Source organism: Bradyrhizobium erythrophlei, from assembly GCF_900142985.1.
Classification (GTDB): Bacteria; Pseudomonadota; Alphaproteobacteria; order Rhizobiales; family Xanthobacteraceae; genus Bradyrhizobium; species Bradyrhizobium erythrophlei_B.
This window is the reverse complement of record NZ_LT670849.1, coordinates 4,898,095-4,924,337: the sequence shown is the minus strand read 5'-3', so window position 1 is coordinate 4,924,337 and position 26,243 is coordinate 4,898,095. Positions and strand designations below refer to the sequence as shown.

Below are 26,243 nucleotides of genomic sequence, written 5' to 3'. Positions count from 1 at the left end.
GGCGACGTTGCGCCAGCGGGCTGTTAGTCAGCTCTCGCGATGTTTGCGGATCAATGCGCTGATGGCATCGGATAATCGGCCGCGTTAAGCACAAAACCTTCGCGCGAGGAGAAATCCATCCGCGGCGGGCCGAACACGTCGACCAGCCAGGTCGTGCCCTCGCCGACGTCCTGCGTGGTGTGTAGCACGCGCGCAGGGATCACCAGCACCGACGGGCTCTGATCGTAGCGGGCGTGTTCGTCCTCGCGCCAGCGCGTCTTGTCGGGTGACCACGGATAACGCAGGTGATGCACGAACGCACCTTCCATGCTGAGCGAAATCTGCTCGAAGTCGTCGTGGCTGTGTGGCGAGAGTTTGGTCTCGTCGCGGCGCTTCTGCCACGGCATGAAAATGTTGACCATGAGATTGGTCGAACGAAATACGCGCATCTTGAGCGGTGACGGATCGGGGCTCACCGCCTTGTCGAGATCGTAATGGCGCAGGCGAAAACCACCGGCAGGATCGGGCCAGGGCTTCAGGTCCGCCACTTCCGGCGCGCCATCGGCATAGGTCGAGGCATTCACGGCCGTCTTCGCGAGATCCTCGGCGCGCTTGGAAAACACCCGCGCCACCATGCCCGCTTTCCGCACAGTGATGCGGCTTTGGCCGGGCGGCACGATGATCAGGCTGTTGCCTTTGCTTTCGATGCGCTCGCTGCCCGCCTCGACGGTGACTTCCGAGCCCGGCGGCAGCAGCACCATGTATTCGTCGGGATTGTTGCGCGCGAGGACGGCGCCTTCCTTCGCGTGGCTGACAGCCGTGATGAAATTGGCCGCGCGCGTGATCCAGTGGCGCGTGCCGTCGGCATCGGTTGCCTGCGGCGGCTCGGCGTAATGCCGGGCGTGGGTCGCGGCGCGCATCGCTTCGCTCATGTCAGTCCTCCTTGGGCGACCCGCGATTTCTCGATTTAGCGGTTGTTTGTTGTTCGCGAGCGTGATACATCGTTCTGTATATCGATACGTCCCAAGACGTCAATACGAATCTTCGCAACGCCCCAAAACGACCCCTACGACCGCCTGGAAACGAGATTTTGCCTTTGAAAACAAAAGCGGAAATGCCCGCGATGACCGAAGAGCGCGTGGACGGCGGGGTGCGTTCCGTGCAGGTCGCGCTCGATGTGCTGGAGGCGGTCGCCTTCTCCGACGAGGAGCTCGGCGTCACGCAAATCGCCGACCGGCTCGGCCTCACCAAGGGCTCCGTGCACCGTCACCTGCTGACGCTCGTCGAGCGCGGCTATCTCGTGCAAAACCCGAGCACATCTAGATATGCAAGGGGCCCGCGCAGCCGCCTGCTCGCCCATTACGCGCCCGAGGCCGATCTCATTCAGCTCGCCTCGGGGCCGATGCGCGAGCTGCGCGATTTGCTCGGCCACTCTGTGGTGCTGTCGGAATCCTCGCCGCGCGGCGCGCTGATATCGAGCATGGTCGGCGGCACCGCCGCGATCGAAATCGGCGTGCGGCCCGGCAGCGAACTCCAGTTTCATTCCTCCGCGCAGGGCAAGGTGCAGCTCGCCTTTGCATCATCAGCCATGCGCGAGCGCGTGCTGTCAAAACCCCTGCCCGCCTTCACCGCGCATACCGTGACCGATCGCAAGACGGTCGAAGAAGAACTCGCGCGCGTCGCGAGCGAAGGTTTTGCCACCGCGCCGGAGCAGGCGATGCTCGGCATCAATGCGGTGGCCGCGCCGATCTTCGACGGCAAGGACGCCTGCATCGGCGCGCTGGCGCTGGTCGGCTCGATCCAGTTCCTGCCCGCCAAGCCTGATTTGAAGAGCGTTGCGGCGCTGAAGGCGGCCGCGGCGCAAATCTCGCGCATGCTTGGCCACGGCACCAGAAATTCGGACCTGCGCCCGGCCAGACAACGAACCGCATAAAGGCGCGTAACGCGCCCTTCAAAAGAAACAACAGGGAGAACAGTGATGAGTGAAGCAAAAGTCGCGGACAAGTCCGGAACATCGGCGCGCGAGGCGCGCATCGACAAGATCCTGCAAGGCGCGGTCGATCCGCATGTCCACAGCGGGCCGTCGATCGCGCCGCGCGCCGTGGATCATCTCGACCTGGTCCGGCAATATTCGGAAGCAGGCTTTGCCGCCGTCCTCACCAAGGATCACGACTATGCGGGCGTTGCGACCGCGCAACTGATCACCAAGCATCATCCCGAGCTGAAGACGAAAATCTTTTCCGGCATCGTGCTGAATAACGTCGTCGGCGGCATGAATCCTTACGCGGTCGAGCATACCGCGGCGATGGGCGGCAAGACGGTGTGGATGCCGACGCTGGCGGCGGAAAATCACCTGCGCTGGGAAAAGAACTCGAGCTGGGTGCATCCGGCCTCGACCTCGAAGATGCGTCCCGCGTCAGCCGTGCCGGTGCTCGACGCCAACAAGAAGATTCTCGACTCGGTCAAGGAAGTGCTGGATGTGATCGCCAAAAACGACATGCTGCTCGCGAGCGGGCATCTGCACGTCAGCGAAACCTGGGTCATCTTCGAGGAAGCCCGGCGCCGCGGCGTCAAGCGTCTTGCGTTCACGCATCCCGAAGAAATCGTCGGCGCCAGCCTCAACGACGTCAAGGGCATCGCCGCGATGGGCGCATTCGTCGAACATTCCATCTGCATGTTCCTGGAGGGATCGAAGTTCAAGGTCGCGACGGGCGAGGATTTACGCCACCACATCGAGGCCGCCGGCGTCGATCAGACCGTGATCTGTTCTGATCTGGGCCAGGTCGGCGTGTTCTCGCCGCTCGAAGGGTTTCGGCGAGGCGTCGCGCTGTGCATGGACCTCGGCTATAGCGACGAGGACATCCACAAGATGGTCGCAACCAACGCCGCGAGGATGCTCGGGCTCGAGGCGGCGTGACGCGATGGCGGGCATATTGGATGTCACTATAGGTTCGCTGCGTTTGAAGAACCCGCTCATTGCGGGCGCGGCCGAACATCTGATCGAGGAAGCCGGCGTGCGGCGCGCTTTAAGCGCAGGCGCGGCCGTGGTCGTGATGAAATCGACCAACGAGGTTCAGGCCGCAAAAACTCAGTTGGATGCGGCCGAATACGCCGTGTTCGACGAAACATGGCAACGGCGGGAGTGGAATGCGTCGGCGCCCGCGTCGGCCTTCATCGCCTGCCGCTCGGGGCTCTATCCCGGTTCCTTCGATCAATGGCTGGAGAGCGTATCGCGGCTCGATCGTGAAGCCGCCAAAAGCGATGCCTATGTCGCCGCGAGCTTGATCCTCGGCGATCTCGATCACGCTATCGACATGGCGCGCCAGGTGCAAGGAGCTGGGTTGCGCCTGCTCGAACTCAACATCGGCACGCCCTATGCCTCGCAGGCCGCCAAGGGCGCGGTGGCGACTGAGCTGATGCCTGGGCGCGTGATGACGATCGTGCGCTCGATCCGGACTGCGGTGTCGATGCCGCTCTGGGTCAAGATCACAGGCCAGAGTGAACAGGTTCCGGAGCTGGCGCGCGCCGCGTTCACGGCAGGCGCCGACAGCGTCGTCATGGCTGGCCGTCTGCTCGGCCTGATCCCCGATCTCGACACCATGCGGCCCGTGCTTGATACGACGCTCGGCGTCGGCGGGTACTGGAATCTGCCGCTGACCTGCCACTGGCTGTCGTTGTCGCGCGCGGCGGTCGGGCGCGACAAGCCGCTGATTGCCACGAATGGAATCCAGAACGGTCTCGACATTGCGCGCGTGATGCTGGCCGGCGCCAGCGCCGCCGAAATCTCCTCGCCCGTGATGCTGCGCGGCTTCGAGCTGATCGAGCGCTCGCTTGCCGAGCTGAAGGATTATCTGAACGCCAAAGAAATCACCGCGAAGGACCTGATCGGCCGCGCCGCCGACGCGCGCAAGACCTTTGCCGAGATGCCACAGCTCGAAGGCAACTGGCGCAACTACGTGCCGCGGGATGCGCTGACCAAAGACTGAACAAGAATACGACGCAAGAACACGACGTAAGAACACGACCAGAGGGAGGATTTGGGGCATGGATCGTACGGTCGACGAACCGCAACTGATGTCGCGCATCATCGCCCGCGTGATGCCGATCCTGATGCTGGTCTATCTCGTCGCGGTCATCGATCGCAGCAATATCGGCTTTGCCAAACTGCAAATGGCGCGCGAGCTTGGCATGTCCGAGCGGGCGTTCGGCCTGGCGGCATCGCTGTTCTTCATCGGCTACTTGATCTGCGAAATCCCGAGCACGCTCGCGATCCACAAGTTCGGCGCGCGCGCCTGGCTGACGCGCATTCTGGTGAGCTGGGGCGCCGTGACGGTGGCGATGGCCTTTGTCTCCTCCGACTGGATGTTCACCGTGATGAGGTTCGTGCTCGGCGTCGCCGAGGCCGGCGCCTATCCCGGCATCATCTACGTCACCTCGATCTGGTTTCCGCAAAGCTATCGGGTGCGCGTGATGGGCATCATCACGCTCGGCAGCGCCTTCGGCAACATGTTCGGCGCGCTGTTCTCCGGCCCGTTACTCGACATGCACGGATTCCTCGGCCTCTCCGGCTGGCAATGGGTTTTCATCGTCACCGGGCTGCCTGCCGTGCTGCTCGGCTTCCTGGTGCTGGCGCTGTTGCCGAACCGGCCCAATGAGGCTGACTTTCTCGACGACACCGAGAAGAGCTGGCTGACGCGGCGGCTCGAGGAAGAGAGCGCGGCGAAACACGACGGCCATTCGCTGTGGCAAGTGCTGTGGGATGGCCGCGTCTGGTTCCTCTCCGGCGTCTACGCGCTGATCCTCACCTCGCTCTACGGCGTGATCTACTGGACGCCGACCGTGATCAAGGGGTTTGGCATGACGGGAACGCAGAACGGACTTCTGACCGCACTGCCCTGGCTCGTCACCGTGCCGATGCTGCTGATCTTGCCAAAACGCCTGCGCGAGCATCGCTCGGTGGTGATGGCGATGGTCGTGCTCGCCACTATCGGCGTCGTCGCCTTCGTGCTCTCGACGCTAGTGCCGGAAAACTGGATGCGGCTGGTCGCCATGATCGTCGGCACGCCCTGCATCTCGCTTTTGCTGCCGTGCTTCTGGTCGCTGCCGTCGCGCTTCCTGACCGGTGAGCGCGCCGCCGCCGGCATCGGCGCGATCTCGATGCTGGGAAGCTTCGGCGGCTTTGCCGCGCAGAACCTGATGCCGTTGGCTGCCGAGATGGGCGGCAGCGCGGCGGCGGCAATGCTGGTGCCGGCGGTTTGTCTGGGACTGCTCGGCGTCGGTGCCGCCTTGCAGTTCATCGCCACGCAAGCCAAGCCCGCGATGCGAACGGCAGGATGAACCGGCGATTCAGACGACCGGACCTTCCGAAATCCCGCGGAACCGGACAGCTGCACGGTTCCGGCTGACGACCCAACGCAGAAGTGAAGTGCTTGAATGGCCTACCGCGCCAAAGCTTGATCTATGCTGGGTCGGCCGAAGTGGTTCGGGGTTGAAGGCATGGCTGTTTATGACGTCTCGATAGCGCTCGCAACTGAGGACGTAGCGCGGTCCGTGAAATTCACGTGGAGCAGCTTGGCTTCACCTGCACACTGCAACTGGAAGGTTTTGCACGCGTTCGGCTGGGTGCCGCAGACATTATGCTTTCGCTGCCCAATGCCCATGTCCCCTGGAAAGGCCCGAGCTTTACCGGCTCGATCTATCTGGACGTCGACAATGTCGACGAGCTATGGGAGACTCTCAAGACACGCGCGCGCATCGTTTATCCGATCGAGACCATGGAATACGGCGTGCGCGAGTTTGGCCTGCTGGACGACAGCGGCTACACGTTGTCATTCGCACAGCATCCTCCAGCGACCTGAACTCATCTGACGATTTTGGCAGTCTTGTTCGGCGGAAGCCGGCTGCAAATCGCTCCGCATGCCGCTTGATGGCCCTTTGCTGACCACGCCCTCATAAAAAAATCTCCCCGCGCATGATACGCGGGGAGAGGCAGTGGGCGCGCGCTTCGACGCAATACAAATGAAGCGCTGGCGGTCTTGTTCGGACGCGATCAGTGATCGCGGCCGCAGAGGCCGAAGTCGCAGAGCAGATCGCCGAACGCGTGGCGATCGTCCCGATCGAAATCGGTGCCGGGCGTGAACGACACGCCGCGGTACAGCTCGCCGAAGGCCGAAGTGCGGATCGTCTTGAAGCTTTCGTTCGCCGGCAGCGTGGTGGCCGAGAGCTTGTCCGTGATCATCACGAGCTTGTTCGGATCGGCGCCCTGGTCGCCGCTGCCGCTGACCGTCGAGGTGACCGCCCAGATGGTGGCGGTGCCGTCGTGGTTGACGCGGCCGGTCAGGTTACGCAGGCCGTCGGTCGCGGGCGACCACGGCAGGCCGGTCGCACTGTTGGTGCCAGTCGGATAGCCGGTGACAGTGTAGGGCACGCCGAGGTTAAGGCCGGCCGACAGGGTATAGGCGAACTGCCAGGCGCCGGTCGCCTCGTTGAACACATACTTCTGCAAGCCCGCGGTGGTCTGCGCGCCGGCATTGGTATAGGTGTTGCCGGCAAACGTGTTGTCGCCGCTGCCTTCGTCGGCGATGTACACCGTTTTGGAATCCGCAAACCAGACGCCGAACGGGAACGTCACCTGTGGTGCGGGCGGCGCGGCGGTCGAACTCGCCAGCACGGTCGGGAAGCCTTTCAGGATGCACATGTTGTAGGGCAACACGCCCACGGCCTGCACGCTCCCCGCTGTCTCCGGAGTCACCCCCGCATTGGTGATGGTCATCGGCGCGGTCGGCAGCGTCGCACCCAGCGCCGGCAGGCCTGAGCCGTTCGGGCAAGCCTTCGGATTGCCGTTGGCGGCGTTGCCGCTGGTGTCGATGAAGTACAGCGTGTTGACGCCGTTGCCGCCCGAGCCCTTGGTGAAGTAGACGACGTTGTTGAACACCGTCAGGCCGCGGAAATTGGTGTCCTTGCCGATCTTGTCGGTCGCGAGACCGAGTTCAACGATGTTGAAGCTGCCGACCGGCGTCGGCTGACCGGGATCGATCTGCGCGTTCAACGGCTGATTCGAGGCCAGTTCGAACTGCGCGCCGCCACCTTCGATGATGCCGACCGGTTGCGAGCTGACCTTGACGCCGTTTACCGTGAACTTCACCGCAGAGCCGTTGCCGGCGTTACCGGAACCGTAATGCACGTTAGCGCCATGGGCGTCGTTCAGGATCGCGGCGCGGCCATTGTCGCCGCTATAGGCGTTGGTCTTGGTGAAGCGGAAATGGCCGAACGCGTCGACGTCAGCGAAGACGCGATAGGTCGGGTTGGCGGTATCCGTATCGGTCGGGTCGATCACGGAGGGCGTGTTGGAGTTGGACACGTCCAGCGCGGCGACCGGGGCGAGGTAGCCAAGGAACGTCACAGCCTTATGATCAACCGACAGGTTGATCGCAAGCTCCGACTTCGACTGGAAGCTGGTGACAGCCTGATCGCTGGTGGCGGTGACGTGGCGCTGGGTGCTGTTCGGCACTTCCAGCGACTGCACGAAATCGCCATCCTTATCGGCGCGCAGTTCGTCGAGTACGATTTTGGAGGCGACCGAGAACGAGCCGTCGACGTTCGCATTGTTGAACACGAAGGGGTAGGTGCCGTCGTTGTTCGCGGCGGCGCAAGGGGTCACAATGGGCGTGGGGCCGCAGCCCGGCGGAAGCTGGGTCGTGCCGGCGACGATGTTGGGGGCGGAATAAACGGCCTTCGACACCAGCAGATCGCCGGGTCGGAAGAAAAAGAAATCGTCATTATCGGCATAAGCGAGCGTGCCGCCCAGCGCGGTGGTGGCAAGCAGCGCGACGGCAAAGCGCGTGTTCATGAGCGACCGTCCGCGAAGCGAACGCGTTTCCGTGAGGTTCATTTCTATTTTTTCCCAGAATGAAAAGCTTCGCGACGCGATACATTGCGCGAAGGGATGCGAAAGATTCAAGCGGGCGCAACTTGCGCAGGCTGTGTTACAGGCATGCGAAAGTTTTGCGATCTTTCCAGCTTTTCCCGAAAAATTCAGCGAGCGACGTGGTGGCGCGCTGCGTTTGTTACTCGCGGGAAATAAACAGCTTCAGCGACAGCGAGGCGATCGTGGATGCGAAGATGATGGCGGCAACCGCGAGCAGGCCGACGACATAGGAGCCGGAATACTGTTTCAGCACGCCCATCAACGACGGCCCGAAGAAGCCGCCGGTGGTGGCGACCGAGTTGATGAAGGCGAGCCCGCCGGCGGCCGCGACGCCGGTGAGGAAGCGCGTCGGAATGGTCCAGAAGATGGCGCGCGCAGCCGTAACGCCGATCAGCGCCAGGCTAAATCCGGCAACGGCCGAAACGAGCGAGTTGGAGAAGATCGGCAGCAACAGGCCGACCGCACCTAACGTGCAGGCGATGGCGAGGTTGGCGATACGCTGGCCTTTCTGGTCGACCCAGCGCGCCCACAGGATCATGCCGACGGTGGCAAACAGATACGGGATCGCCGCGATCCATCCGATCTCGGCGTTGGAGAGGTGATATTCCCTGAGCATCAACGGCAGCCAGACGCCGATGCCGTAGGAGCCGAGCGTGAAGCCGAACTGGATCGCGGTGCAGATCAAGACGCGCGCGTCCTTCAGTGCGGCCCAAAGCGAAGAATGCGGCCGCTCCCGCACTTCGGAAGCCAGCACATGATCGAGCGCGTCGCGCTCTTCGCTCGTGAGCCAGTGGGCCGTCTGCGGCCGGTCGGCAAGGAGAATGAGGGTTGCAATGCCGAGCGGCACGCACGGCAGGCTCACCAGCAGAAACATCCATTGCCAGCCATGCAAGCCCCAGATGCCGTCCATCTGAAGCAACATGCTGCAAATGGGGGTGCCGACCAGCGAAGACAGGGGAATGCCGACCAGGAACCAGGCCAGCATCCGTGTGCGGTATTGGGTCGGAAACCAGGCGGCGAGAAAGAACGTCACGCCGGGAAAGAAGCCGGCTTCCATGATGCCGAGCAGAAACCGCAAGCCATAAAAGCTGTTCGGGCCGGTGACGAAGACCATCGCCGCCGAGACCAGGCCCCAACTGATCATGATCCGCGCGATCCAGCGCCGCGCGCCCACTTTATAGAGCAAGAGGTTGCTCGGGATTTCGAACGTGGAATAGCTGAGGAAGAAGATGCCGGCGGCGAGCCCGAACTGGGCAGGGGTCAGGCCCAATTGCTGATTCATCGTCAGCGCGGCCACGCTGAGGCTGGTGCGGTCGAGGTAATTGAAGAGATAGGCGATGGTCAGCAGCGGCACGAAGCGCAGTGCGGCCTTCTGCACCGCGCGGTGCAGCGCGGCATCTTCCGCCATCGATGCGCTGGCACTGGACACGCCGGAGACGCCCTCACCCACACCCGTCATCCCGCTTAGTCCTCGCCCTGCTGGCTTTTATTGTTTGTCTTCACAGACTTGCCTTAGCAGCCGGACCCTTCCCTTGAAAGGGGGAGGGGTTGGGGGTCCCCTTCAAGCGACAAACCCTCATCCTGAGGAGCCGCGCTAGCGGCGTCTCGAAGGATGAGGCCAATACCGAGGCCTCATGGTTCTCCTGGCGACGCGAAGCGTCGTCCAGCGGCGCGTCTTTACTTGCACCGTTCGCGACGTCCTCGCGTAGCTCGGCCTGCTCGGGTGCTCGCGCCTCCTCACCATGAGGGGAAGCCATGCCCGGCCACAATAGCCTGCCTAGCGCAAACTGCGTAAGCGATGCCTGCACCCGCGTCCTTGTTACCCGCGTAAGGTGACGAGGAGTTCGTCCAGTTGCTCGAACGTCTCGGGCATCCCGCCCTCCATCCCGGCGATGGCAGCGTCGAGAGCTTCCTTCGAGGGATAGAGCTCGTGCAGGACCAGCAGCGTCTGGCCGGCTTTTTCCTCGAAGGTCAGCGTGGTGACGGCGCCGTCCTCGCTTTCCTCATTGGTCCAGACGAGGCGCGAGTACGGCGTCACTTCGAGGTACCTGCCGAAGAACGCCATCTGCTTCGAAGCCTCGTGGCCGAACTCGAAACGGTACCGGCCCCCGGCACGAACATCGGCCTCGCAGGAAAGCAGGGACATGCCGCTCGACTTCGGCGCCCACCACCGCTTGAGCAGCTCGGGCCTGGTCCACGCCTCGAACACGAGGCGCGCCGGGGCGTTGAAGGTTCGCCTCACGACGAGCTCACGGTCGGACTTCCGCTCCACCGTGGTGCGGTTGTTCGCAGGCGTCGGCTCACCCTCTCCTCTTGCGTCCATCGGACTTCTCCCTCCGTTTCAGTTCCTCGACAACCTTGTCCAGCTCGTCGAAGCGTGCGGCCCAGAGTTGGCGGTACCTCTCGATCCATGCCGCCTCTTCCTCCAGCCGGCGCAGGCCGAGCTTGCAGGTCCGCACGCGCCCGACCTTCTCCGTGGTGACGAGCCCCGCTTGTTCGAGGACGCGGACATGCTTCTTCATGCCCGTCAGCGTCATGTGGAACTTGCCGGCAAGGTCGGTGATCGAAGCGTCCGCACGCGCGAGCTGCTCCAGAACGCCGCGCCGGGTGGCGTCCGAGAGCGCGGCGAACGAGACATCGAAGCGGGTCTGGCTATACTGAACCATATGGTTCAGTATCTAGCACAGGGATTGGTGGCATGCAACGGCAGGCCGAGCCGGCGATCCGCGAGGCCCCAAGGACGCCGCCCAAACAAACGCAACGCGGGCGACCTTTCGGCCGCCCGCGCGTAAAAAAATGTGTGCCCGCTTACGCGGCGTTCAGGGACTGGCTGTGAACTGATTGACCGGGAATTTCAGTATTGCACTCGCGGAAGTGAAACGCGATCTCGTCGAGCGCGCGCTGCTCCCATACTTCGGCCTCCGCAAGCCAAAACACCTTACGCTCGGAATCATGTAACGCACGCTCACGGCAGAAATGCTCCTGGCGGCGAATTTCAACGAGCCTGTTCATGAACTCCACTCCCTTTGGTGAAGCCAAGTAACGCTCCAAACCTAGCAGATTTCGTGGCAGAGGTCTGTTTCGTTTTGTCGCTGCGACAGAGATCAACATTCTTTTACACAAGCCGCATTGCAATGCAGCAGAAGGCGGCACGCCTGACGCGTTTGCATGCAAAAGCCCGTGCTTTGAAGGCGATTTCGCCGCGGAGCGTAGGACACCGGCGACCTATTGTGTCGCACAGCAACATCGCTAAGGTGTGGCCGCTTCAATCTTCAATCAAGAAATCCTGAACCGACCGCGACTTCGGAATCGGAACAACGGGGAGAGAGTTTTTATGAGTCACAGTGGTGAAACGGGCGACGGCAACAAGCGCCTCGCGATGCGCGGCTGCGCCTGCGGATGCGAAGACACGATATCGTTGACGGCGGGCGGCCTGGGTCGACGTCAATTCGTGGCGGGCGCGGCGGGCACGGCGGCGCTGCTCGCAACCGGCCTTGGTCCGTTCCGAAAGGCATCAGCGCAAACGGGCGAAAAACCTTACCGGATCGACGTTCATCATCATTTATCGCCGCCGACGTTTATCCAGGCCGCGGTCGCCAACAATTTCGGCGACGGCCTGCTGCGCGGCTGGACCATCGAAAAATCGCTCGCCGACATGGACGCCGCCGGCGTCGTGGTCTCGATGCTTTCGGTGACGCAGCCCGGCGTGAACTTCACGAGCGGCGAGGCAGCGCGCAAACTTGTCCGTGAGTGCAACGAATATAACGCCAAGTTGATTGCGGACCATCCCGGCCGCTTCGGCGGCTGGGCGATGCTGCCGCTGGCCGATATCGACGCGTCGTTGAAGGAGATCGAATACGCGCTCGATACGCTCAAGCTCGACGGCATCGGGCTGATGACGAACTACCGCGACAAGTGGCTCGGCCATCCGTCGTTCTTGCCGGTGATGGAAGAACTCAACCGCCGCAAATGTGTGGTCTACACCCATCCCTCGACCGCCGATTGCTGCGTCAACCTTCTCAAGACCGAACCGCCGACGCTGGTGGAATGGGGCACCGACACCACGCGCACGATCGGCGACATCGTGTTCTCGGGCAATGCCGCGAAATTCCGCGACATCAAATGGATCTTCTCGCATGCCGGCGGCACCATGCCGTTCCTCATCGAGCGCTTCGTCCGCCAGCCGCTGATCGACAAGCAATTCCAGCCGGCGGTGCCGGACGGCACGCTCGCCGAACTGACGCGCTTCTATTACGACACCGCGCAAACCTCGAACAAGGCGTCGATGTCGGCGCTGACGGCCGTGATCCCGACCTCGCAGATCCTGTTCGGGACGGACTTCCCCTATCGCACCGCGATCGACCACGTGAAGGGCTTGCGCTCATCCGGCGTCTTCACCGATGCACAGATCATGGACATCGAGCGCGGCAATGCGTTGAAGCTGTTGCCAAGACTGAATGCATAAGGCTTGAGCGCTTGAATGAAGTGAGGCCTTCTTTGGGCGAAGTGCAATGGGTCATAAACTTCACTGCATGATGTGCGGGAAAGAGAAGTTCTTCGACGATGTCCCGTCAAACCAAGAGTTTTACCTCTGCTTCGATTGCTCGAAATTCTGGCTTACCGATTATCTGCAGCGTCTCAAAGCTCGCATCGTCGGATGGTGGCGAAGCTGAAATTAGGACACGGCTGACGCTTTTACTGGAGCCTTAAGCTTTCAGCTCCCTGGCATCTGGTATTTCGGGCCGGCGGGAATTCCCGCCGGCCTTTTACTTTTGTGACAAGATTTTTATCCGCGGCCCGCGCACAATGCGCTGTCGCTGAAAATTGCTTGCGCGTCTGCGACCACCTGACGCACACTTTGGGTAGTTCGCAAAAACAACCACAAGACCAACGCGAGCCGTTCCAGAGGGACGTTCCAAGGGGAGGCCTTGATGAGTTTTCTGATCGCGCTTGCCGCGCTGTTTTTCCTGATGTTCGTCGCCTATCGCGGCTTCAGCGTGATCCTGTTTGCGCCGGTCGCAGCGCTCGGCGCGGTGCTTCTGACCGATCCCGGCGCGGTACCCGCAGCTTTCACCAGCCTGTTCATGGACAAGATGGTGGGTTTTGCGAAGCTCTACTTTCCCGTCTTCCTGTTGGGCGCGGTGTTCGGAAAGGTCATCGAACTCTCCGGCTTTTCCAAATCGATCGTGGCGGCCGTGATCGATCTGGTCGGCTCCGAGCGCGCGATGCTCGCGATCGTATTGGTGTGCGGCGTGCTGACCTATGGCGGCGTGTCGCTGTTCGTCGTGGTGTTTGCCGCCTACCCCTTTGCAGCGGAAATGTTCCGCGCCGGCAATATCCCGAAGCGCCTGATCCCCGGCACCATTGCGCTCGGTGCGTTTTCCTTCACCATGGATTCGCTGCCGTTCAGCCCGCAAATCCAGAACATCATTCCGACCACCTATTTCAAGACCACCAATGGCGCGGCGCCGATCCTCGGCACGCTGGGCGGGCTCTTCATCCTGGTGCTCGGCCTCACTTATCTGGAATGGCGGCGCCGCGTGGCGGCAGCGGCCGGCGAAGGCTATGGCGAGGGGCACTTGAACGAGCCGCCGCCGGTCGATACGAAAGATCTCGCGCCGGCCTTCATCGCCTTCCTGCCGTTGATCGTCGTCTTTGTCGTCAACCTCGTGCTCGGCGGCTTTCCCGGCCTGTTCGGCGGCCTGATCGATCGCGCCTATGGCGCCAGTTACGACCTGACGCTGGCGCTCGACCTCGCGATCCCCACGCCGATTGCCAGCATCAAGGCGATCTGGGCGGTGGAAGGCGCGCTGCTGGCGGGCATCATCACCGTCTTCATCTTTGCCTTCCCGAAACTCCGCTCGACTTTTGCGGAAGGCAGCAAGGCTGCCGTCGCCGGCGCATTGCTCGCCGCCATGAACACCGCGTCCGAATATGGCTTCGGCGGCGTGATCGCGGCGCTGCCCGGCTTTCTCGTCATCAAGGACGCGCTGAAATCGATTCCGAATCCGCTGGTCAACGAGGCCATCACCGTCACCTCGCTCGCGGGCATCACGGGCTCGGCGTCCGGCGGCATGTCGATTGCGCTTGCGGCGATGGCCAAGGACTTCATCGCCATGGCCGAAGCCGCGCATATCCCGCCGGAGGTGCTGCACCGCGTCGCATCGATGGCGTCCGGCGGCATGGATACGCTGCCGCATAATGGCGCGGTCATCACGCTGCTCGCGGTGACCGGGCTGACGCATCGGCAGTCCTACAAGGACATCTTCGCCGTCACGTGTCTCAAGACGCTCGGCGTGTTCTTCGTGATCGCCGTCTACTACCTCACGGGACTGGTTTAGCCGTGTAGATTTCACCCAAGGAGCCAGCCATGAGCCAGCACCCTGCCCTGCAATTCCTGCGGCTGTCGGAAAAGGGCAAGGTGGTGAGCGCGGCGGAGGCCGTGCGGCTGATCCGAGACGGCGACACCGTCGCGACCGGCGGCTTCGTCGGCATCGGTTTTGCCGAGGAAATCGCACTGGCCCTGGAAGCGCTCTATCTCGAAAACGAAACCGACGCGCCCTACACGCAAGGCAAGCCGAAGAACCTCACGCTGGTCTATGCCGCCGGCCAGGGCGACGGCAAGGAACGCGGGCTCAATCACTTCGCGCATGATGGCCTCGTCAAGCGCGTGATCGGCGGCCATTGGGGCCTGGCGCCGAAATTGCAGCAGCTTGCGATATCGAACCAGATCGAAGCCTATAACCTGCCGCAGGGCGTGATCACGCATCTGTTTCGCGACATCGCCGCGCGGCGCCCTGCCCATATCAGCCGCGTCGGCCTTGGCACCTTTGTCGATCCGCGCAACGGCGGCGGCAAGCTGAATGCGCGCACGTCGGAAGACCTGGTCGAGTTGATCAGGATCGGCGGCGAGGACTGCCTGCTCTACAAGACCTTCCCGATCAACATCGGCATCATCCGCGCCACGACAGGCGACCCTGACGGGAACCTCACCATGGAGAAGGAAGCGCTGACACTGGAGGCGCTGGCGATTGCGATGGCCGCGCATAATTCCGGCGGGCTAGTGATCGCGCAGGTCGAACGTGTCGCCGAAAGCGGCACGCTCAACCCGCGCCAGGTGAAAATCCCCGGCATCCTCGTCGATTGCGTCGTGGTCGCAAGGCCCGAAAACCACTGGCAGACTTTTGGGACGCAATATAACCCGGCGTTCTCCTCGGAAATTCGCGTGCGCGCGGGCTCGCTGCCGGCCTTGCCCATGAGCGAGCGCAAGATCATCGCCCGCCGCGCCGCTTTCGAACTGAAGGCCAACAGCGTCGTCAATCTCGGCATCGGCATGCCCGAAGGCATTGCGGCGGTGGCAAACGAAGAGAAAATCATCGACCTGATCACGCTGACCGCAGAGCCCGGCGTGATCGGCGGCATTCCGGCCAGCGGCATCGACTTTGGCGCGGCGATCAACACGCAGGCCGTGATCGACCAGCCCTATCAGTTCGACCTCTATGACGGCGGTGGGCTGGACGCCGCCTTCCTCGGCCTCGCCCAGGTCGACCGGTCCGGCAATCTCAATGTCTCCAAGTTCGGTCCCAAGCTCGCAGGCGCCGGCGGCTTCATCAATATCAGCCAGAACGCCAAGAAGGTGGTGTTCGTCGGCACCTTCGGCGCCGGCAAACTGCGCATCAACTGCGCCGAGGGCAAGCTATCGATCATCGACGAAGCGCGGTCGCCAAAATTTGTCGAGGCCGTGGAGCATGTGACGTTCTCGGGCGCTTACGCGGTCGCGCGCGGCCAGCCGGGGTTGTACGTCACCGAGCGCTGCGTCTTTACGCTCGGCTCGGATGGACTCGAATTGATCGAGGTCGCGCCCGGCATCGATATCGAGCGCGATATTCTGGCGCTGATGGATTTCAAGCCGCATGTCCCACGCGAACCGTCGCTGATGGATGCGCGCATTTTCCACGAGGGCGTGATGGATCTGCGCCGCGACATGGTCGCGATCCCGCTCGACGACCGCTTCACCTATGACCGCCAGCAGGAATTGTTCTTCATCAACCTCGAGCGTTTCGTGGTGCGCAGCCAGGCGGACATCGAGGCTATCCATAATGCGGTCGAAGCCAAGCTCGCGCCGCTCGGCCGCCGCGTCTACGCCATCGTCAACTACGACAATTTCTCGATTCCGCCCGACCTGCTCGACGAATATTCCGCCATGGTGCGCTCGCTCACCGACCGCTATTATTCCGGCGTCTCGCGCTACACGACCTCGGGCTTCCTGCGCATCAAGCTCGGTGAGGCCCTGGAGGGCCGTGGGCTGGCCCCGCACATCTTCGAAAGCGCGGATGAGGCGCGATGGGATGCGCACGAAAGCGGCGGGCGTTAGGATTTCTCTCGCTGTCGTCCCCGCGCACGCGGGGACCCATACGCCGCGGCCTCCAAGTTGAGACGGCCGGCTGCCACCCGGATAAACCGAGACGCCCGTGGTTATGGGGCCCTGCTTTCGCAGGGACGACCGAACTATGAACGTCTCGTCATTTCCTCCCGCGCTCGATAGGATATCGCGACATCAGGAGAATAATGGATGAAAGCCTATGTGATCGCGGCCGATACGGTCCACGATGCGGCGATGATGAGCGAATACGGCAAGGTCGTTGCCGCCACACTTGTCCCGTTCGAAGGCAAGTTCCTCGTCCGCGGCGGCAAGTGCTCGGTGCTCGAGGGCGAGTGGCAACCGCGTACAGTGATACTCGAGTTTCCCGACCGCGCGGCAGCCGAAGGTTGGTACCGCTCGGCAGATTACCAGAAGATCATCGGATTGCGGTTAAACAGTGCGAGCGGAAACCTCGCGATCATCGATGGAATCTGACGGCGGACGGCACTGCCGCGCGGCGGCGCCAACATGCACGCCGCCACGAAAGCAACCGATCCTTCGACGCATCAAAGCCGGATAAGCCCTAGTCGACGTAGTTCGCCCAGCACCAGCCCCCTTGAGGTCCGAGGTGGTAATCGGCCGGGCACCCTCCATACGGGCCCGGCCGCACCTGCTTTATCCAACACGCCTGCCCTGCACGGCCGAGCCAATAGCCGGGCGGGCATGTACCGAACAGTCCCGCAGGGACTGACAGCGCATCTGCCTGCGCGTAGGTGGCGCACCCAACAAGTGGAAGTGTCAGCACCATTGCGCCGACCACAACAGAAATAAAGCCGCGTGATTTCATGAGTGCCTCTTTCGGGAAAGTGAGCTTCAGGACTTGAGCCGTTTCGTTCACCCGCAGACGTGGTGATTCAATCGCTCGGCACGCACTACGCATTCATCTCGCTGAACTGCCGCTGAATGCAAAACGCAGCACGCGCGTTATGTCATTGACATGCGGCAGCGCCATGCATCATGGCGCTGCGTGTTTATGGTGATGAATGAAAACGGCACGCATCGCCGTCGTTTGTCTGCTGACGATACAACGGCCCGATGCAACGGCTATCGTCTGCGAACTTCGAAATCGAAGCTCCAGAATCCGTCGGCTCTATTTGTCGGCTCTACTTGGAAGGAATGTCCTGGCCGATACGCCACAGGACGCCGGTGGGGTCGACCAGAATGAAGTCGCGCAAGCCCCAGTCCCGGTCTTCAGGCGGCTCGGCCTTGATGCCGTATTTCGAGGCAATCCCCTGAGCCTCGACATGCTTCCACCAGGCGTCCACGTCCTCGACCAACAGATGCATCATGAAGTTGTCGGCATGTTCCTTGACGTAGTAGTTCTGGAGCAGAAACGACGAATCGCCGTGGCAGAAATACGCCAGCGCGTCGCTGGACCACGCCATATCGAAGCCGAGGTCCTGATAGAATTGCTTGGAGAGGTCGAAATCGCGCGCCGGCACGAAAGCCTTGACCTCGATGGTTGCCAGATTACCCAAGGCGAAGCTCCACGATCGCTTTTCAGCGCTCTACCTCGTCGTTATGACAAAAGTTCGACTGAAGGCGTGCCGTGAAAAGCGGCAAGCGGTACCCGCTGATTCTTCACTTCTCCCCGCTTGCGGGGAGAAGTGAACGAGGCGTCACTTCGCCGAGGCGTCCGCGGCCCAGCGGCCGGGCCCGGTCACGAAATAGACCAGGAAGACGAAGCAATAGAGAATGGCCGCGTCGCCGCCATTGAGCATCGGGAAGAAACCCTTCGACGCATGGGCCATGAAATAGGCGACTGCCATATCGCCGGCGAGAATGAAGGCCACGGGGCGCGTCAGAAAGCCGACCGCAAACAGCGCGCCGCCGACCAGTTCGATGATGCCCTGAAACCAGATGAGCGAGCCCATGGCCGGCTGGACCGGTCCGTGCGGAAAGTCGAACAGCTTCGAGGTACCGTGCTCCAGAAACAAAAGTCCGATCACCACGCGGGCGATGCCGAGTATTTCGGGCGCATATTTGCTGACGCGATCAAGTGACATCGATGAAAACTCCCCCTAGCCATCAAAATGGGCCGACCCCATAGCCGACTACCATAGCGCGCCCAGCCAGCCGTGGGAAACAGGGGCGCATCATCCTCGGCCGGCAGCCAAGTGCTTGATTCACAAGGCTCTGGCACGGATGTCACGTCGTTGTGACGAATATCCTGCTGTCACGCCGCTGTGACGAAACGGCGAGAAAATGCTCTCGGCTTTTTCAACCGACAATTTCAGACGAGAGAGGCGGCGATGAAACGCGGAATGACCATTCTGCTTTCGATTTGCGTGCTGGCCGCGGCTGGCTATTTCACGGCCAGCAAGTGGGCGATCCGTCACAAGACGCTGACGCTGTACGACCCGATGCGGACCGACCGCCCGGTCGAGGTCGATATTTCGGTGCGACGCGACCGCGAAATGGAATCGATCGCCGACATGATCACGCTGCCGGTGGCGATCCTCAACCACGGCAACACGGTCAAATTCACCGAATACTCGTTCCTGTCGAACGTGTTTGCGATGCGCGGCTATCTGGTCGTGAGCGTTCAGCACGACATCGAGGCCGACGGGGCGATGGTGACGCAGGCCGATGAGGAATATGTCGGACGCCGGCCGCATTACAATAAAGGCATCGCCAACATCATGTTTGTGCTGGACGAGCTGAAGAACAGCTATCCGAACGCCGACTATCACCGGCTCACCATGGTCGGCCATTCCAATGGCGGCGATATCTCGATGTACTTCGCCAAGCGCCATCCCGAACTGATCAAGAAGGTGGTGACGCTCGACAACCTGCGTGTCCCCTTCATCACCGACGGCAAGTTCAAGATCCTGTCGTTCCGCTCCAAGGATCCGGTGTTCAAGGCTGATCCCGGCGTCGTACCAGACGAGGAGATGTGCCAGAAGGCCGGCATCACCGTGGTCAAGACCCCCTACCAGCATAACGAGCTGAGCGACCGCGGCCCGGACGGCGTCAAGAGCACGATCCAGTCGATTCTCGATCGCTTCCTCGACGACAACACGCCGTCCGGACAGGTCGAAGCCGAAAAGCTGCGAGACGATCCCGGACTGCTCGCGGCGGCAGCAGCCAATCAGCAGCAGCAATAACGGCGCGCTGAGTACCGCCCACCCGATCCGCCCGGCTTGACGCGGCTTTGCAAAGTCCGAAGCGCCCGCTCGGCGCCGCCGTCTCGGCAAAAATGACCCAACCGGTCATTCCGACGCTTTGCTTGAAAATATCTTACCTGCAGAATAATGTTGCACATCTAAGGTGGTATTCTTCAGGAGACTCGCTTGGTCTGGCGCGCGCTTGTTGTTCTGTTTTTCCTCGCCACCTGTGCCTTGGCGCAAAATTTCAGCGGTTACCGAGAAACCACGCTCGATGCAGTATTCGAGAGATGGAACGACATCACCAAAGCGGACGGTCCAGGCGTCTCCTACACGGCGGAGCTAGATAAGGTCAGGTTCGTAGCGACCTTGCGGTCGTTTCCTGTGTCCTGCAGCAACGCACCGCTCGAGACGGCGTTACGACTGACAGGGTCCGAAAATTTCCTTCAGCAGGTCAGCATCAACCATTGTTTTACATTCACGTCGAACACGGGGCGAACAATTGCGGCTTATGTTGAGGATGTTTTGGTCCCCGGCCTAGGTGCCGACGCCAAGCTCGGCAGTCCCGTGGAAGTTTATGCCGTGGTCCAAGCTTACGTGGTTCAGGCTGACCGGTCTCGCAACTATCCGATCATGATAGTGACCCGTTTCGAGCCACAGTGAAGAGAGCGACCGTCCGGACAGCTTGAGGCCGAAAAGCTTCAGGAAAAGGTCAACGCTGGACGGCTTGCGGCGTCCGCGACGCCACCGTAATCGGGCCTTTCGCGTTCGGACCGGTCAACGAAGGTTGTTATCGGGTGGAACAGTCCTTATATGTCGAGGGAACGCCCACTTTCCGCGGTTCGTGCGCTGTCGCAGCACTCACTTCCACGAACTTCGCAACGGGCAATAGCGTGATCAGTTCTTGCGGCGAAGTCCGCTCGAAAACGCGACGCCTCAGCTAAGCCAAATCTTGCGGATGTATCAGCCGACGGCACGTCGCCCCGACGTGCGCGTCATGGATCAGGACAACTCATGGCCACCGAGCTTGCCGCCGTACGGGCCGTCCACAAGCCGTGGGGGGTCCGCGATCTGCACCCCTGGAGCAGCCTTGACGGTTCGGATGATGCCATCGGCGAACTGTGGTTCGAACGAGCCGGCAAGGATGCCCGCACTCCGACCTTGCTTCTCAAACTCCTGTTCACCAGCGAACCGCTATCGATCCAGGTTCATCCGGACGACACTTTCGCCCGCGCAATGGGAATGCCGAACGGCAAGAGCGAGGCATGGTATATCCTTTCGGCCGAGCCCGGCGCGCGGATAGGCGTGGGACTGACGCACCGCATAACGCCACAGCAGCTAAGTGTATCAATCCGGAACGGTTCCATCACCGAGCTGGTCGACTGGCGCCCGGTCGCGAAGAACGACGTGATCTACATCCCGGCCGGCACCATCCATGCCATCGGCGCCGGGATCGTGCTTGCCGAAATTCAGCAGCGCAGCGACGCGACATTCCGCCTGTTCGATTTTGGAAGGCAACGCGAATTGCATGAAGACAACGGCGTCGCGGTCGCCCACCCGTGGCCGCTTCGGGCGTCCTGCCATCCGGCCCGCCTGACGCCGGTCCGAACGGCGCTCATTGCGAGCCGGCATTTCGTCCTGGAGCGGGCTGAGCTGCCTGAGGGTTCAAGCTGGGCGCTGCTTGCCGAGCCTGAGACCTGGATCCTCGTTCTCGATGGTCACGCGGCAATCGGATTGTCTGCCGTATCCATCGGACAATCAGTCTTTGTTGGCGGCGGCCGCACCAGCATCGAGGTCGGCGCCGGTGGACTGACCGTGCTGATCGCCTATCCCGCAAGCCGTCCGGTCGATTCGCTATTGCTGGCGCTGGGTGAGCAGTCCGGAACACCAATGCGTTCAGCGGCTCCCGCGCTTCCGGAACTCGCGGACCCACCCGAGGCGCAAGGCCCCGCCAGGACTCAAGGCCCCACCAGGATTCAAGCATGACGCCGCATCGTCGCATCGCCGTGATCGGCAATTCGTTGCCTCGCCGTTGCGGTATCGCCACCTTCACGACCGATCTGGAACGGGCGATTGCGAACTCACGGCCAAACATCGAAACCTGTATCGTTGCGGTGAACGACCACGGTCAAACCTATGACTATCCCGCTTCGGTCGCTTTTCAGATCAGGGATGATGTCGTCGAAGACTATGTGCGCGCCGCGGCCTTCCTGAACGCCGGCCGTTTTGACGTCGTCTGCCTGCAGCACGAGTTCGGAATATTTGGCGGCGAAGCCGGCGGCTACATTCTCGAACTGCTTTCACGACTGCACATGCCGGTCGTGACGACGCTGCACACCGTGCTGGCCAAGCCGAACGCCGCCCAACGCGCGGTGATGGAACGGCTCGTCGAGACATCTTCGAAAATCATCGTGATGGCGATCAAGGGAAAGGAGATGCTGCGCAGCAGCTATGGCGTGGTGGATGACAAGATCGAGGTCATCGCCCACGGCATCCCCGAATTTCCGTTTGCGGAGCCTGACGCTGCAAAAGCCAAACTCGGATTCGACGGTCGTGCCGTCATTCTGACGTTCGGCCTGCTCTCTCCGAGCAAGGGCATCGAGGTCATGATCGACGCCATGCCCTCGATCCTGCAACGCCGGACAGACGCGGTCTACGTCGTGCTTGGCGCGACGCATCCCAATCTGGTGCGCGACCAGGGCGAGGCCTATCGCGAGAGCCTGATGACCCGCGTGCGCGAACTCGGGGTCGAGAGTCACGTCGTATTTCTCGATCAGTTCGTAGACCAGGCGACCTTGCTTGAATTCATTTCGATGTGCGACGTCTATGTCACGCCCTATCTCAATGAGGCGCAAATGACGTCGGGGACGCTTGCCTACAGCTTCGGGCTGGGCAAGCCGGTCGTTTCGACGCCCTACTGGCACGCATTGGAGCTGCTGGACGACGGTCGCGGTGTGATCGTGCCGTTCGGCAACGCGGCCGCGATCGGCAAGGAAATCGCGCTGTTGCTCACCGATGCGCCTCGCCGGCAGGCGATGCGCGAGCGCGCTTATGCCACCAGCCGGTCGATGACGTGGGAGCGCACGGCGGAGCGTTACATCGCCGTATTCGAGAATGCGCGCCATGGCGACTGGCTCAAGGTCGTCGCGCGGACCGGGCCGGTTGCGATCGCGCATAGCCCTGCGGCGTCGGACATGCAACTAGGCCATTTTCTTTCCATGTGCGACGATACTGGTCTGTTCCAGCACGCAGTGCATTCGGTGCCGGATCGGGCGCACGGCTATTGCGTGGATGACAATGCGCGAGCCTTGCTGCTTGCCTGCGCTCTCAACAATCCCGGCGAAAAACGGCTGTCCGAGGTATTGACGGCCCGGTTTGCCGCATTCGTCCAACATGCGTGGAATCCCGACACCAGGCGATTTCGCAATTTCATGGGCTTCAATCGAACCTGGCTTGAAGATCGTGGGTCCGAGGACAGCCATGGGCGAACCCTCTGGGCGCTGGGTGAGTGCGCTCGCAGGGATGCGAACCCCTCGCGTCAGCGATGGGCCGCCGCCCTGTTTGCCGAAGCGCTGCCCACCGTGATGACGTTTCGATCGCCCCGGGCATCGGCTTTCACGCTGCTGGGTTTGGATGGTTATTGCGCCGTCGCGCCTGACGATCTCCGCGCCCGGGAAATCAGGCATTCGCTTGCCGACGGATTGATGTCCGGCCTCGCATCGGTCGAGACGCCGGACTGGTCGTGGTTCGAGGAAGGTCTGGCCTATGACAACGCCCGGCTGCCGCAGGCCTTGATGCAGACGGGCATCGCGACGCAAACGCCCGGCTATGTTGATGCCGGATTGAGGTCGCTGCGCTGGCTGATGACACAGCAGACAACGCCGACAGGTCAGTTCCGCCCCGTTGGGACGGCCGGGTTCGGCGAACTGCGCCAACCGCCCCGTGCGTTCGATCAGCAGCCGGTGGAGGCTACGGCGACCATCGCCGCCTGCCTGACTGCGTGGCGGGCGGATGGTGATGTCGAATGGAAGGCGATCGCAACCAACGTTTTCGCATGGTTCCTCGGCCGCAACGATTTGTCGATCGTGCTCGTCGATCCCGAGACCGGCAGTTGCCGCGACGGATTGCATCCCGATCGCGCCAACGAAAATCGCGGCGGCGAATCCGTCGTCTCATATCTGCTCGGGCTTGCCGATATTCGTCAGCTTGCGCGCGTCAATGTCGGCGTCGCTGCTCCTGCGGCGCTTCGTTCCATCGGCGCCTGATTTTACCCCCACTCCAGCGAACCGAGGGCAACTTGTCGCAAGCCTCTTTCCTGCATCGGCAGGCACTTCACCTTCGTCCCGACCCCGCGCGCGTGATCGTGCGCCCTTTCAAGCCGGCAACCGAGCCCCGCGATCTCAACCCGACCGACAAGACGCGTGCGAACCATATCGTCGAACGCCTTCTCGCACTCGACCCGAAGGTCGCGGCCAGTCTGTTGGCGGACGTGCTGGAAAACTTTCAAGGCCGGCATCGCAATTTGGTGGAGACCTTCGAGCTTCGCGCCGACGAAATGGAAGATGCGCTCGCGGCACACGACGTCTTTTCCGAAACCCAGCGCCAGCTTCTCGGCGCCTATTTTCTGAACGAATATTCTTTCGAAGCCTCGGCGCTGTTCAATCCCAGCATCGTCGCACACCCCGACCAGTCCGGCGCGCCGGAAGGCGGCTTGCGCTTCATTCTCAGCCTTCGTGCCGTTGGCGAGGGGCACGTATCTTCGCTGACGTTCCGCACCGGTACCATCGCAGCCGACGGCAGCCTGGCGGTCGATCCGCCCACCCGGCTCGCCTCGAGTCCCCGGATCAGTCATCGAATACCCGGCCCCCTCGGCGACGAGGTTGGGGTCACCTTCGAAGAAGACATGGACATCAGCGAGCGCGTCATCTTCCCGGTCACGGAGTATCAGTCGCAGGGCATCGAAGACGCTCGCTTCGTCCAATTCAGCGATGGCGGCCGGACGACCTATTACGCGACCTATACCGCCTATACGGGCAGGGCGATCCGATCGGAGTTGCTCGAGACGAACGACTTCCGGTCGTTTCGAATGACGCCGCTGCAAGGCAACGCCGCGCGCAACAAGGGCATGGCATTGTTCCCGCGCCGGATCGACGGCAAATACGCCATGATCGCGCGCCAGGACAATGAGAACCTCTATCTGATCTATTCGAACGATCTGTACCGGTGGGATGGCGGTCGCGCGATCCTGAAGCCGCAATTCCCCTGGGAATTCGTGCAGATCGGGAACTGCGGTTCACCGATCGAACTCGACGAAGGCTGGTTGTTGCTCACGCACGGTGTCGGCCCGCTGCGAAAATATTCGATCGGCGCGGCTCTGCTCGACAGGAACGATCCCGCCAAGGTGCTGGCGCGTTCGGTCGACCCGCTGCTGCATCCCGAGCCGTCGGAGCGCGAAGGCTACGTCCCCAACGTCGTCTATACCTGCGGGGCGATGCGGCACAACGATCAGATCATTTTGCCGTACGCCGTATCCGACAGCTACTCGAACTTTGCGACGATCGAGATCGCAGCCCTCATGCGCGCGATGTCCTGAATCTCAAATCTGTCCTGCCGTGATCATTTCTTGCCAGGCATTGGATGCAACATGGTTTCGACGGATCATTTCCGGCAAGAGATTCGATCGCGGCTGGCACTGGCGAGCGCGAAAGGTGGGCGACACCTGACGATCGAGTGTGAGGAGCTCTACCGGTCTGCCAGCAACCTCCCCGTTTCCAACCGATTGATGGTGTTCTGCTGTAATGCGATGCGGGCCGAAATGGCAACTCTGGATGAAATTATTTTCGACGATATGAAAGAATCGCTACTGAAGGTGAAATACAGGCTGCCACGAACGAGTACCAAGCCGCCGTTTGTTCGCGCGCCGGAATAGGGCCTGGCGCCATCGATCAGATCCTGTCGCACCCCGATCAGACCCTTGACCGTCAGGCTTTGGCGACGCGCGTCTTGAGAATTCGAAGCGCCCGCTCGTCGCCATGCGCGTTGGCATCGTCGACAAAGGCGATCAGGAGATCGGCGAGCGTGGCGTAGTCCCACAATTTCAGCTCGGCCGGATCGATCCAGCCTTCGAAATAATCGTCGAGGTAGCCGCGCGAGGCGTCATTGGCTTCGGTCCAAGTCGGACCCGCAAGGCCGGGCGGATTGCGATCCCAGTGGCAGACTTTGAAGCCGTCGGCGGACTTGGCCAGAATCCAGCGGCCGTCCTTTGGCGCCTCGCTGATCGGGCGCAGGAATTGACCAATCTTCTTCAAGACAAGTTCGACCTGGCCTGACATGCGACGCGCGCCCCACGACTTTCAACAAGACAATAGCCCGAGAATCGTCGGGCGGCTGCTCCTGTTCCATAGGCTGATGGTTCAAGTGTGGCGATGGAACAGACAAATGATCCCACCGATTTTGCAAAAATGCGAAATTTTTGTGCGCGCGTTCCCGGAACGGCGCCTAGGCCCAACGGTTGGACCTCCATTGGACAGAAGGAGGATGCAATGAGGAAGATTCTATTGACGGCCGCCGCGACCTGCGCTTTGGCCGCGCCGGCCCTGGCCGACGATGTCGGCGTTCGGGTCGGCCCTGTCGGCGCCGGCGTGACCGTTGGCGAGCACCGCGACCGTGTCGAGGAAAAGACCGTGATCAAGCGGGATGAGCCCGACCGCGATCGCACCACGGTGATCAAGAAGGAAGACAGTGACGGCAACCGCAGCAAAACCGTCATTCATCACAACGACTAAAGTCTGGAATTTAAGAGACGACG

25 protein-coding genes are annotated in these 26,243 nt (G+C 61.8%); 16 read left to right on the top strand and 9 right to left on the bottom strand.

Annotated elements, in window-relative coordinates; all coding sequences use genetic code 11:
• Nucleotides 1-50 precede the first annotated feature (50 nt).
• The gene (locus tag BUA38_RS23395) at nucleotides 51-911 is read right to left on the bottom strand and encodes a hypothetical protein (protein ID WP_072821581.1); all 861 of its coding nucleotides are present in this window, start codon (nucleotides 909-911) and stop codon (nucleotides 51-53) included.
• A gap of 191 nt (nucleotides 912-1,102) precedes the next feature.
• Between BUA38_RS23395 and BUA38_RS23390 the strand changes: the two genes are divergently transcribed.
• From BUA38_RS23390 to BUA38_RS23370, 5 genes are all read left to right on the top strand, one after another.
• A complete protein-coding gene (locus tag BUA38_RS23390) occupies nucleotides 1,103-1,912 on the top strand; it encodes an IclR family transcriptional regulator (RefSeq protein ID WP_072826365.1) in 810 nt (269 codons plus the stop codon).
• A gap of 45 nt (nucleotides 1,913-1,957) precedes the next feature.
• Nucleotides 1,958-2,896 carry a DUF6282 family protein gene (locus BUA38_RS23385; protein ID WP_072821579.1) on the top strand — a complete coding sequence of 313 codons (939 nt, stop codon included), beginning with the start codon at nucleotides 1,958-1,960 and terminating at the stop codon, nucleotides 2,894-2,896.
• A 4-nt stretch (nucleotides 2,897-2,900) separates the two neighbouring features.
• Complete coding sequence (locus tag BUA38_RS23380; protein ID WP_072821577.1) at nucleotides 2,901-3,965, top strand: dihydroorotate dehydrogenase; 1,065 nt, start codon at nucleotides 2,901-2,903, stop codon at nucleotides 3,963-3,965.
• A gap of 58 nt (nucleotides 3,966-4,023) precedes the next feature.
• Nucleotides 4,024-5,316 carry an MFS transporter gene (locus BUA38_RS23375; RefSeq protein WP_072821575.1) on the top strand — a complete coding sequence of 431 codons (1,293 nt, stop codon included), beginning with the start codon at nucleotides 4,024-4,026 and terminating at the stop codon, nucleotides 5,314-5,316.
• A 224-nt stretch (nucleotides 5,317-5,540) separates the two neighbouring features.
• Nucleotides 5,541-5,837, top strand: a complete 297-nt coding sequence (locus BUA38_RS23370; RefSeq protein ID WP_083587724.1) for a VOC family protein — start codon at nucleotides 5,541-5,543, stop codon at nucleotides 5,835-5,837.
• Nucleotides 5,838-6,028: 191 nt separating this feature from the next.
• Here the strand turns inward: BUA38_RS23370 and BUA38_RS23365 are convergent, their stop codons facing one another.
• The 5 genes from BUA38_RS23365 to BUA38_RS23340 all read right to left on the bottom strand — a co-directional run bounded on the left by BUA38_RS23365 (nucleotide 6,029) and on the right by BUA38_RS23340 (nucleotide 10,918).
• Nucleotides 6,029-7,870, bottom strand: coding sequence for a hypothetical protein (locus tag BUA38_RS23365; protein WP_072821571.1), 1,842 nt, complete (start codon nucleotides 7,868-7,870; stop codon nucleotides 6,029-6,031).
• Nucleotides 7,871-8,045: 175 nt separating this feature from the next.
• Entirely contained in the window at nucleotides 8,046-9,365 is a 1,320-nt protein-coding gene (locus tag BUA38_RS23360) for an MFS transporter (protein WP_156898671.1), read from the bottom strand.
• Nucleotides 9,366-9,725: 360 nt separating this feature from the next.
• Complete coding sequence (locus BUA38_RS23350) at nucleotides 9,726-10,229, bottom strand: SRPBCC family protein (protein ID WP_072821567.1); 504 nt, start codon at nucleotides 10,227-10,229, stop codon at nucleotides 9,726-9,728.
• A complete protein-coding gene (locus BUA38_RS23345) occupies nucleotides 10,207-10,572 on the bottom strand; it encodes an ArsR/SmtB family transcription factor (protein WP_072821565.1) in 366 nt (121 codons plus the stop codon). The genes BUA38_RS23350 and BUA38_RS23345 overlap by 23 nt, the downstream gene beginning before the upstream one ends.
• A 142-nt stretch (nucleotides 10,573-10,714) precedes the next feature.
• Nucleotides 10,715-10,918: a hypothetical protein gene (locus BUA38_RS23340; protein WP_072826363.1), complete on the bottom strand. Its 204-nt coding sequence runs from the start codon at nucleotides 10,916-10,918 to the stop codon at nucleotides 10,715-10,717.
• A 322-nt stretch (nucleotides 10,919-11,240) separates the two neighbouring features.
• Between BUA38_RS23340 and BUA38_RS23335 the strand changes: the two genes are divergently transcribed.
• From BUA38_RS23335 to BUA38_RS23320, 4 genes are all read left to right on the top strand, one after another.
• Nucleotides 11,241-12,371 carry an amidohydrolase family protein gene (locus BUA38_RS23335; RefSeq protein WP_083587723.1) on the top strand — a complete coding sequence of 377 codons (1,131 nt, stop codon included), beginning with the start codon at nucleotides 11,241-11,243 and terminating at the stop codon, nucleotides 12,369-12,371.
• 466 nt (nucleotides 12,372-12,837) lie between these two features.
• Entirely contained in the window at nucleotides 12,838-14,247 is a 1,410-nt protein-coding gene (locus BUA38_RS23330) for a GntP family permease (RefSeq protein WP_072821563.1), read from the top strand.
• A 29-nt stretch (nucleotides 14,248-14,276) separates the two neighbouring features.
• Nucleotides 14,277-16,280, top strand: a complete 2,004-nt coding sequence (locus tag BUA38_RS23325; RefSeq protein ID WP_072821561.1) for an acyl CoA:acetate/3-ketoacid CoA transferase — start codon at nucleotides 14,277-14,279, stop codon at nucleotides 16,278-16,280.
• Between the two features lie 198 nt (nucleotides 16,281-16,478).
• Nucleotides 16,479-16,763 (top strand): DUF1330 domain-containing protein, encoded by a 285-nt coding sequence (locus BUA38_RS23320; protein WP_072821559.1) that lies wholly within the window; start codon nucleotides 16,479-16,481, stop codon nucleotides 16,761-16,763.
• A gap of 668 nt (nucleotides 16,764-17,431) precedes the next feature.
• Here the strand turns inward: BUA38_RS23320 and BUA38_RS23315 are convergent.
• Nucleotides 17,432-17,806: a VOC family protein gene (locus BUA38_RS23315; protein WP_072821557.1), complete on the bottom strand. Its 375-nt coding sequence runs from the start codon at nucleotides 17,804-17,806 to the stop codon at nucleotides 17,432-17,434.
• Nucleotides 17,807-17,947: 141 nt separating this feature from the next.
• On the bottom strand, nucleotides 17,948-18,334 hold the full coding sequence (locus BUA38_RS23310) for a DoxX family protein (RefSeq protein ID WP_072821555.1): 387 nt from the start codon (nucleotides 18,332-18,334) through the stop codon (nucleotides 17,948-17,950).
• Between the two features lie 246 nt (nucleotides 18,335-18,580).
• On the opposite strand from BUA38_RS23310, the gene BUA38_RS23305 reads away from it, so the two are divergent.
• The 6 genes from BUA38_RS23305 to BUA38_RS23280 all read left to right on the top strand — a co-directional run bounded on the left by BUA38_RS23305 (nucleotide 18,581) and on the right by BUA38_RS23280 (nucleotide 25,364).
• Entirely contained in the window at nucleotides 18,581-19,435 is an 855-nt protein-coding gene (locus tag BUA38_RS23305) for an alpha/beta fold hydrolase (RefSeq protein ID WP_072821553.1), read from the top strand.
• Nucleotides 19,436-19,621: 186 nt separating this feature from the next.
• A complete protein-coding gene (locus BUA38_RS23300) occupies nucleotides 19,622-20,098 on the top strand; it encodes a hypothetical protein (protein ID WP_072821551.1) in 477 nt (158 codons plus the stop codon).
• 351 nt (nucleotides 20,099-20,449) lie between these two features.
• Nucleotides 20,450-21,421, top strand: a complete 972-nt coding sequence (locus BUA38_RS23295) for a class I mannose-6-phosphate isomerase (RefSeq protein WP_072821550.1) — start codon at nucleotides 20,450-20,452, stop codon at nucleotides 21,419-21,421.
• On the top strand, nucleotides 21,418-23,700 hold the full coding sequence (locus tag BUA38_RS23290; protein ID WP_072821548.1) for a glycosyltransferase family 4 protein: 2,283 nt from the start codon (nucleotides 21,418-21,420) through the stop codon (nucleotides 23,698-23,700). The genes BUA38_RS23295 and BUA38_RS23290 overlap by 4 nt, the downstream gene beginning before the upstream one ends.
• A gap of 32 nt (nucleotides 23,701-23,732) precedes the next feature.
• Nucleotides 23,733-25,028, top strand: a complete 1,296-nt coding sequence (locus tag BUA38_RS23285) for a glycoside hydrolase family 130 protein (RefSeq protein WP_072821546.1) — start codon at nucleotides 23,733-23,735, stop codon at nucleotides 25,026-25,028.
• A 51-nt stretch (nucleotides 25,029-25,079) separates the two neighbouring features.
• The gene (locus tag BUA38_RS23280) at nucleotides 25,080-25,364 is read left to right on the top strand and encodes a hypothetical protein (RefSeq protein ID WP_072821544.1); all 285 of its coding nucleotides are present in this window, start codon (nucleotides 25,080-25,082) and stop codon (nucleotides 25,362-25,364) included.
• Nucleotides 25,365-25,416: 52 nt separating this feature from the next.
• On the opposite strand, the gene BUA38_RS23275 is transcribed toward BUA38_RS23280, so the two are convergent.
• Nucleotides 25,417-25,767 carry a hypothetical protein gene (locus BUA38_RS23275; protein ID WP_072821542.1) on the bottom strand — a complete coding sequence of 117 codons (351 nt, stop codon included), beginning with the start codon at nucleotides 25,765-25,767 and terminating at the stop codon, nucleotides 25,417-25,419.
• 210 nt (nucleotides 25,768-25,977) lie between these two features.
• Here BUA38_RS23275 and BUA38_RS23270 point away from each other — a divergent pair, with 210 nt between their 5' ends.
• Nucleotides 25,978-26,220: a hypothetical protein gene (locus BUA38_RS23270; RefSeq protein ID WP_072826361.1), complete on the top strand. Its 243-nt coding sequence runs from the start codon at nucleotides 25,978-25,980 to the stop codon at nucleotides 26,218-26,220.
• Nucleotides 26,221-26,243: the final 23 nt, after the last annotated feature.

What these genes read in the sequence shown, in the direction of transcription:
- BUA38_RS23280 (WP_072821544.1), top strand. Translation starts at nt 25,080, where the DNA reads ATGGTTTCGACGGATCATTTCCGGCAAGAGATTCGATCGCGGCTGGCA.
- BUA38_RS23385 (WP_072821579.1), top strand. Translation starts at nt 1,958, where the DNA reads ATGAGTGAAGCAAAAGTCGCGGACAAGTCCGGAACATCGGCGCGCGAG.
- BUA38_RS23335 (WP_083587723.1), top strand. Translation starts at nt 11,241, where the DNA reads ATGAGTCACAGTGGTGAAACGGGCGACGGCAACAAGCGCCTCGCGATG.
- BUA38_RS23350 (WP_072821567.1), bottom strand. Translation starts at nt 10,229, where the DNA reads ATGGACGCAAGAGGAGAGGGTGAGCCGACGCCTGCGAACAACCGCACC.
- BUA38_RS23395 (WP_072821581.1), bottom strand. Translation starts at nt 911, where the DNA reads ATGAGCGAAGCGATGCGCGCCGCGACCCACGCCCGGCATTACGCCGAG.
- BUA38_RS23340 (WP_072826363.1), bottom strand. Translation starts at nt 10,918, where the DNA reads ATGAACAGGCTCGTTGAAATTCGCCGCCAGGAGCATTTCTGCCGTGAG.
- BUA38_RS23330 (WP_072821563.1), top strand. Translation starts at nt 12,838, where the DNA reads ATGAGTTTTCTGATCGCGCTTGCCGCGCTGTTTTTCCTGATGTTCGTC.
- BUA38_RS23275 (WP_072821542.1), bottom strand. Translation starts at nt 25,767, where the DNA reads ATGTCAGGCCAGGTCGAACTTGTCTTGAAGAAGATTGGTCAATTCCTG.
- BUA38_RS23295 (WP_072821550.1), top strand. Translation starts at nt 20,450, where the DNA reads ATGGCCACCGAGCTTGCCGCCGTACGGGCCGTCCACAAGCCGTGGGGG.
- BUA38_RS23305 (WP_072821553.1), top strand. Translation starts at nt 18,581, where the DNA reads ATGAAACGCGGAATGACCATTCTGCTTTCGATTTGCGTGCTGGCCGCG.
- BUA38_RS23390 (WP_072826365.1), top strand. Translation starts at nt 1,103, where the DNA reads ATGACCGAAGAGCGCGTGGACGGCGGGGTGCGTTCCGTGCAGGTCGCG.
- BUA38_RS23365 (WP_072821571.1), bottom strand. Translation starts at nt 7,870, where the DNA reads ATGAACCTCACGGAAACGCGTTCGCTTCGCGGACGGTCGCTCATGAAC.
- BUA38_RS23360 (WP_156898671.1), bottom strand. Translation starts at nt 9,365, where the DNA reads ATGACGGGTGTGGGTGAGGGCGTCTCCGGCGTGTCCAGTGCCAGCGCA.
- BUA38_RS23290 (WP_072821548.1), top strand. Translation starts at nt 21,418, where the DNA reads ATGACGCCGCATCGTCGCATCGCCGTGATCGGCAATTCGTTGCCTCGC.
- BUA38_RS23310 (WP_072821555.1), bottom strand. Translation starts at nt 18,334, where the DNA reads ATGTCACTTGATCGCGTCAGCAAATATGCGCCCGAAATACTCGGCATC.
- BUA38_RS23345 (WP_072821565.1), bottom strand. Translation starts at nt 10,572, where the DNA reads ATGGTTCAGTATAGCCAGACCCGCTTCGATGTCTCGTTCGCCGCGCTC.
- BUA38_RS23375 (WP_072821575.1), top strand. Translation starts at nt 4,024, where the DNA reads ATGGATCGTACGGTCGACGAACCGCAACTGATGTCGCGCATCATCGCC.
- BUA38_RS23380 (WP_072821577.1), top strand. Translation starts at nt 2,901, where the DNA reads ATGGCGGGCATATTGGATGTCACTATAGGTTCGCTGCGTTTGAAGAAC.
- BUA38_RS23325 (WP_072821561.1), top strand. Translation starts at nt 14,277, where the DNA reads ATGAGCCAGCACCCTGCCCTGCAATTCCTGCGGCTGTCGGAAAAGGGC.
- BUA38_RS23270 (WP_072826361.1), top strand. Translation starts at nt 25,978, where the DNA reads ATGAGGAAGATTCTATTGACGGCCGCCGCGACCTGCGCTTTGGCCGCG.
- BUA38_RS23320 (WP_072821559.1), top strand. Translation starts at nt 16,479, where the DNA reads ATGAAAGCCTATGTGATCGCGGCCGATACGGTCCACGATGCGGCGATG.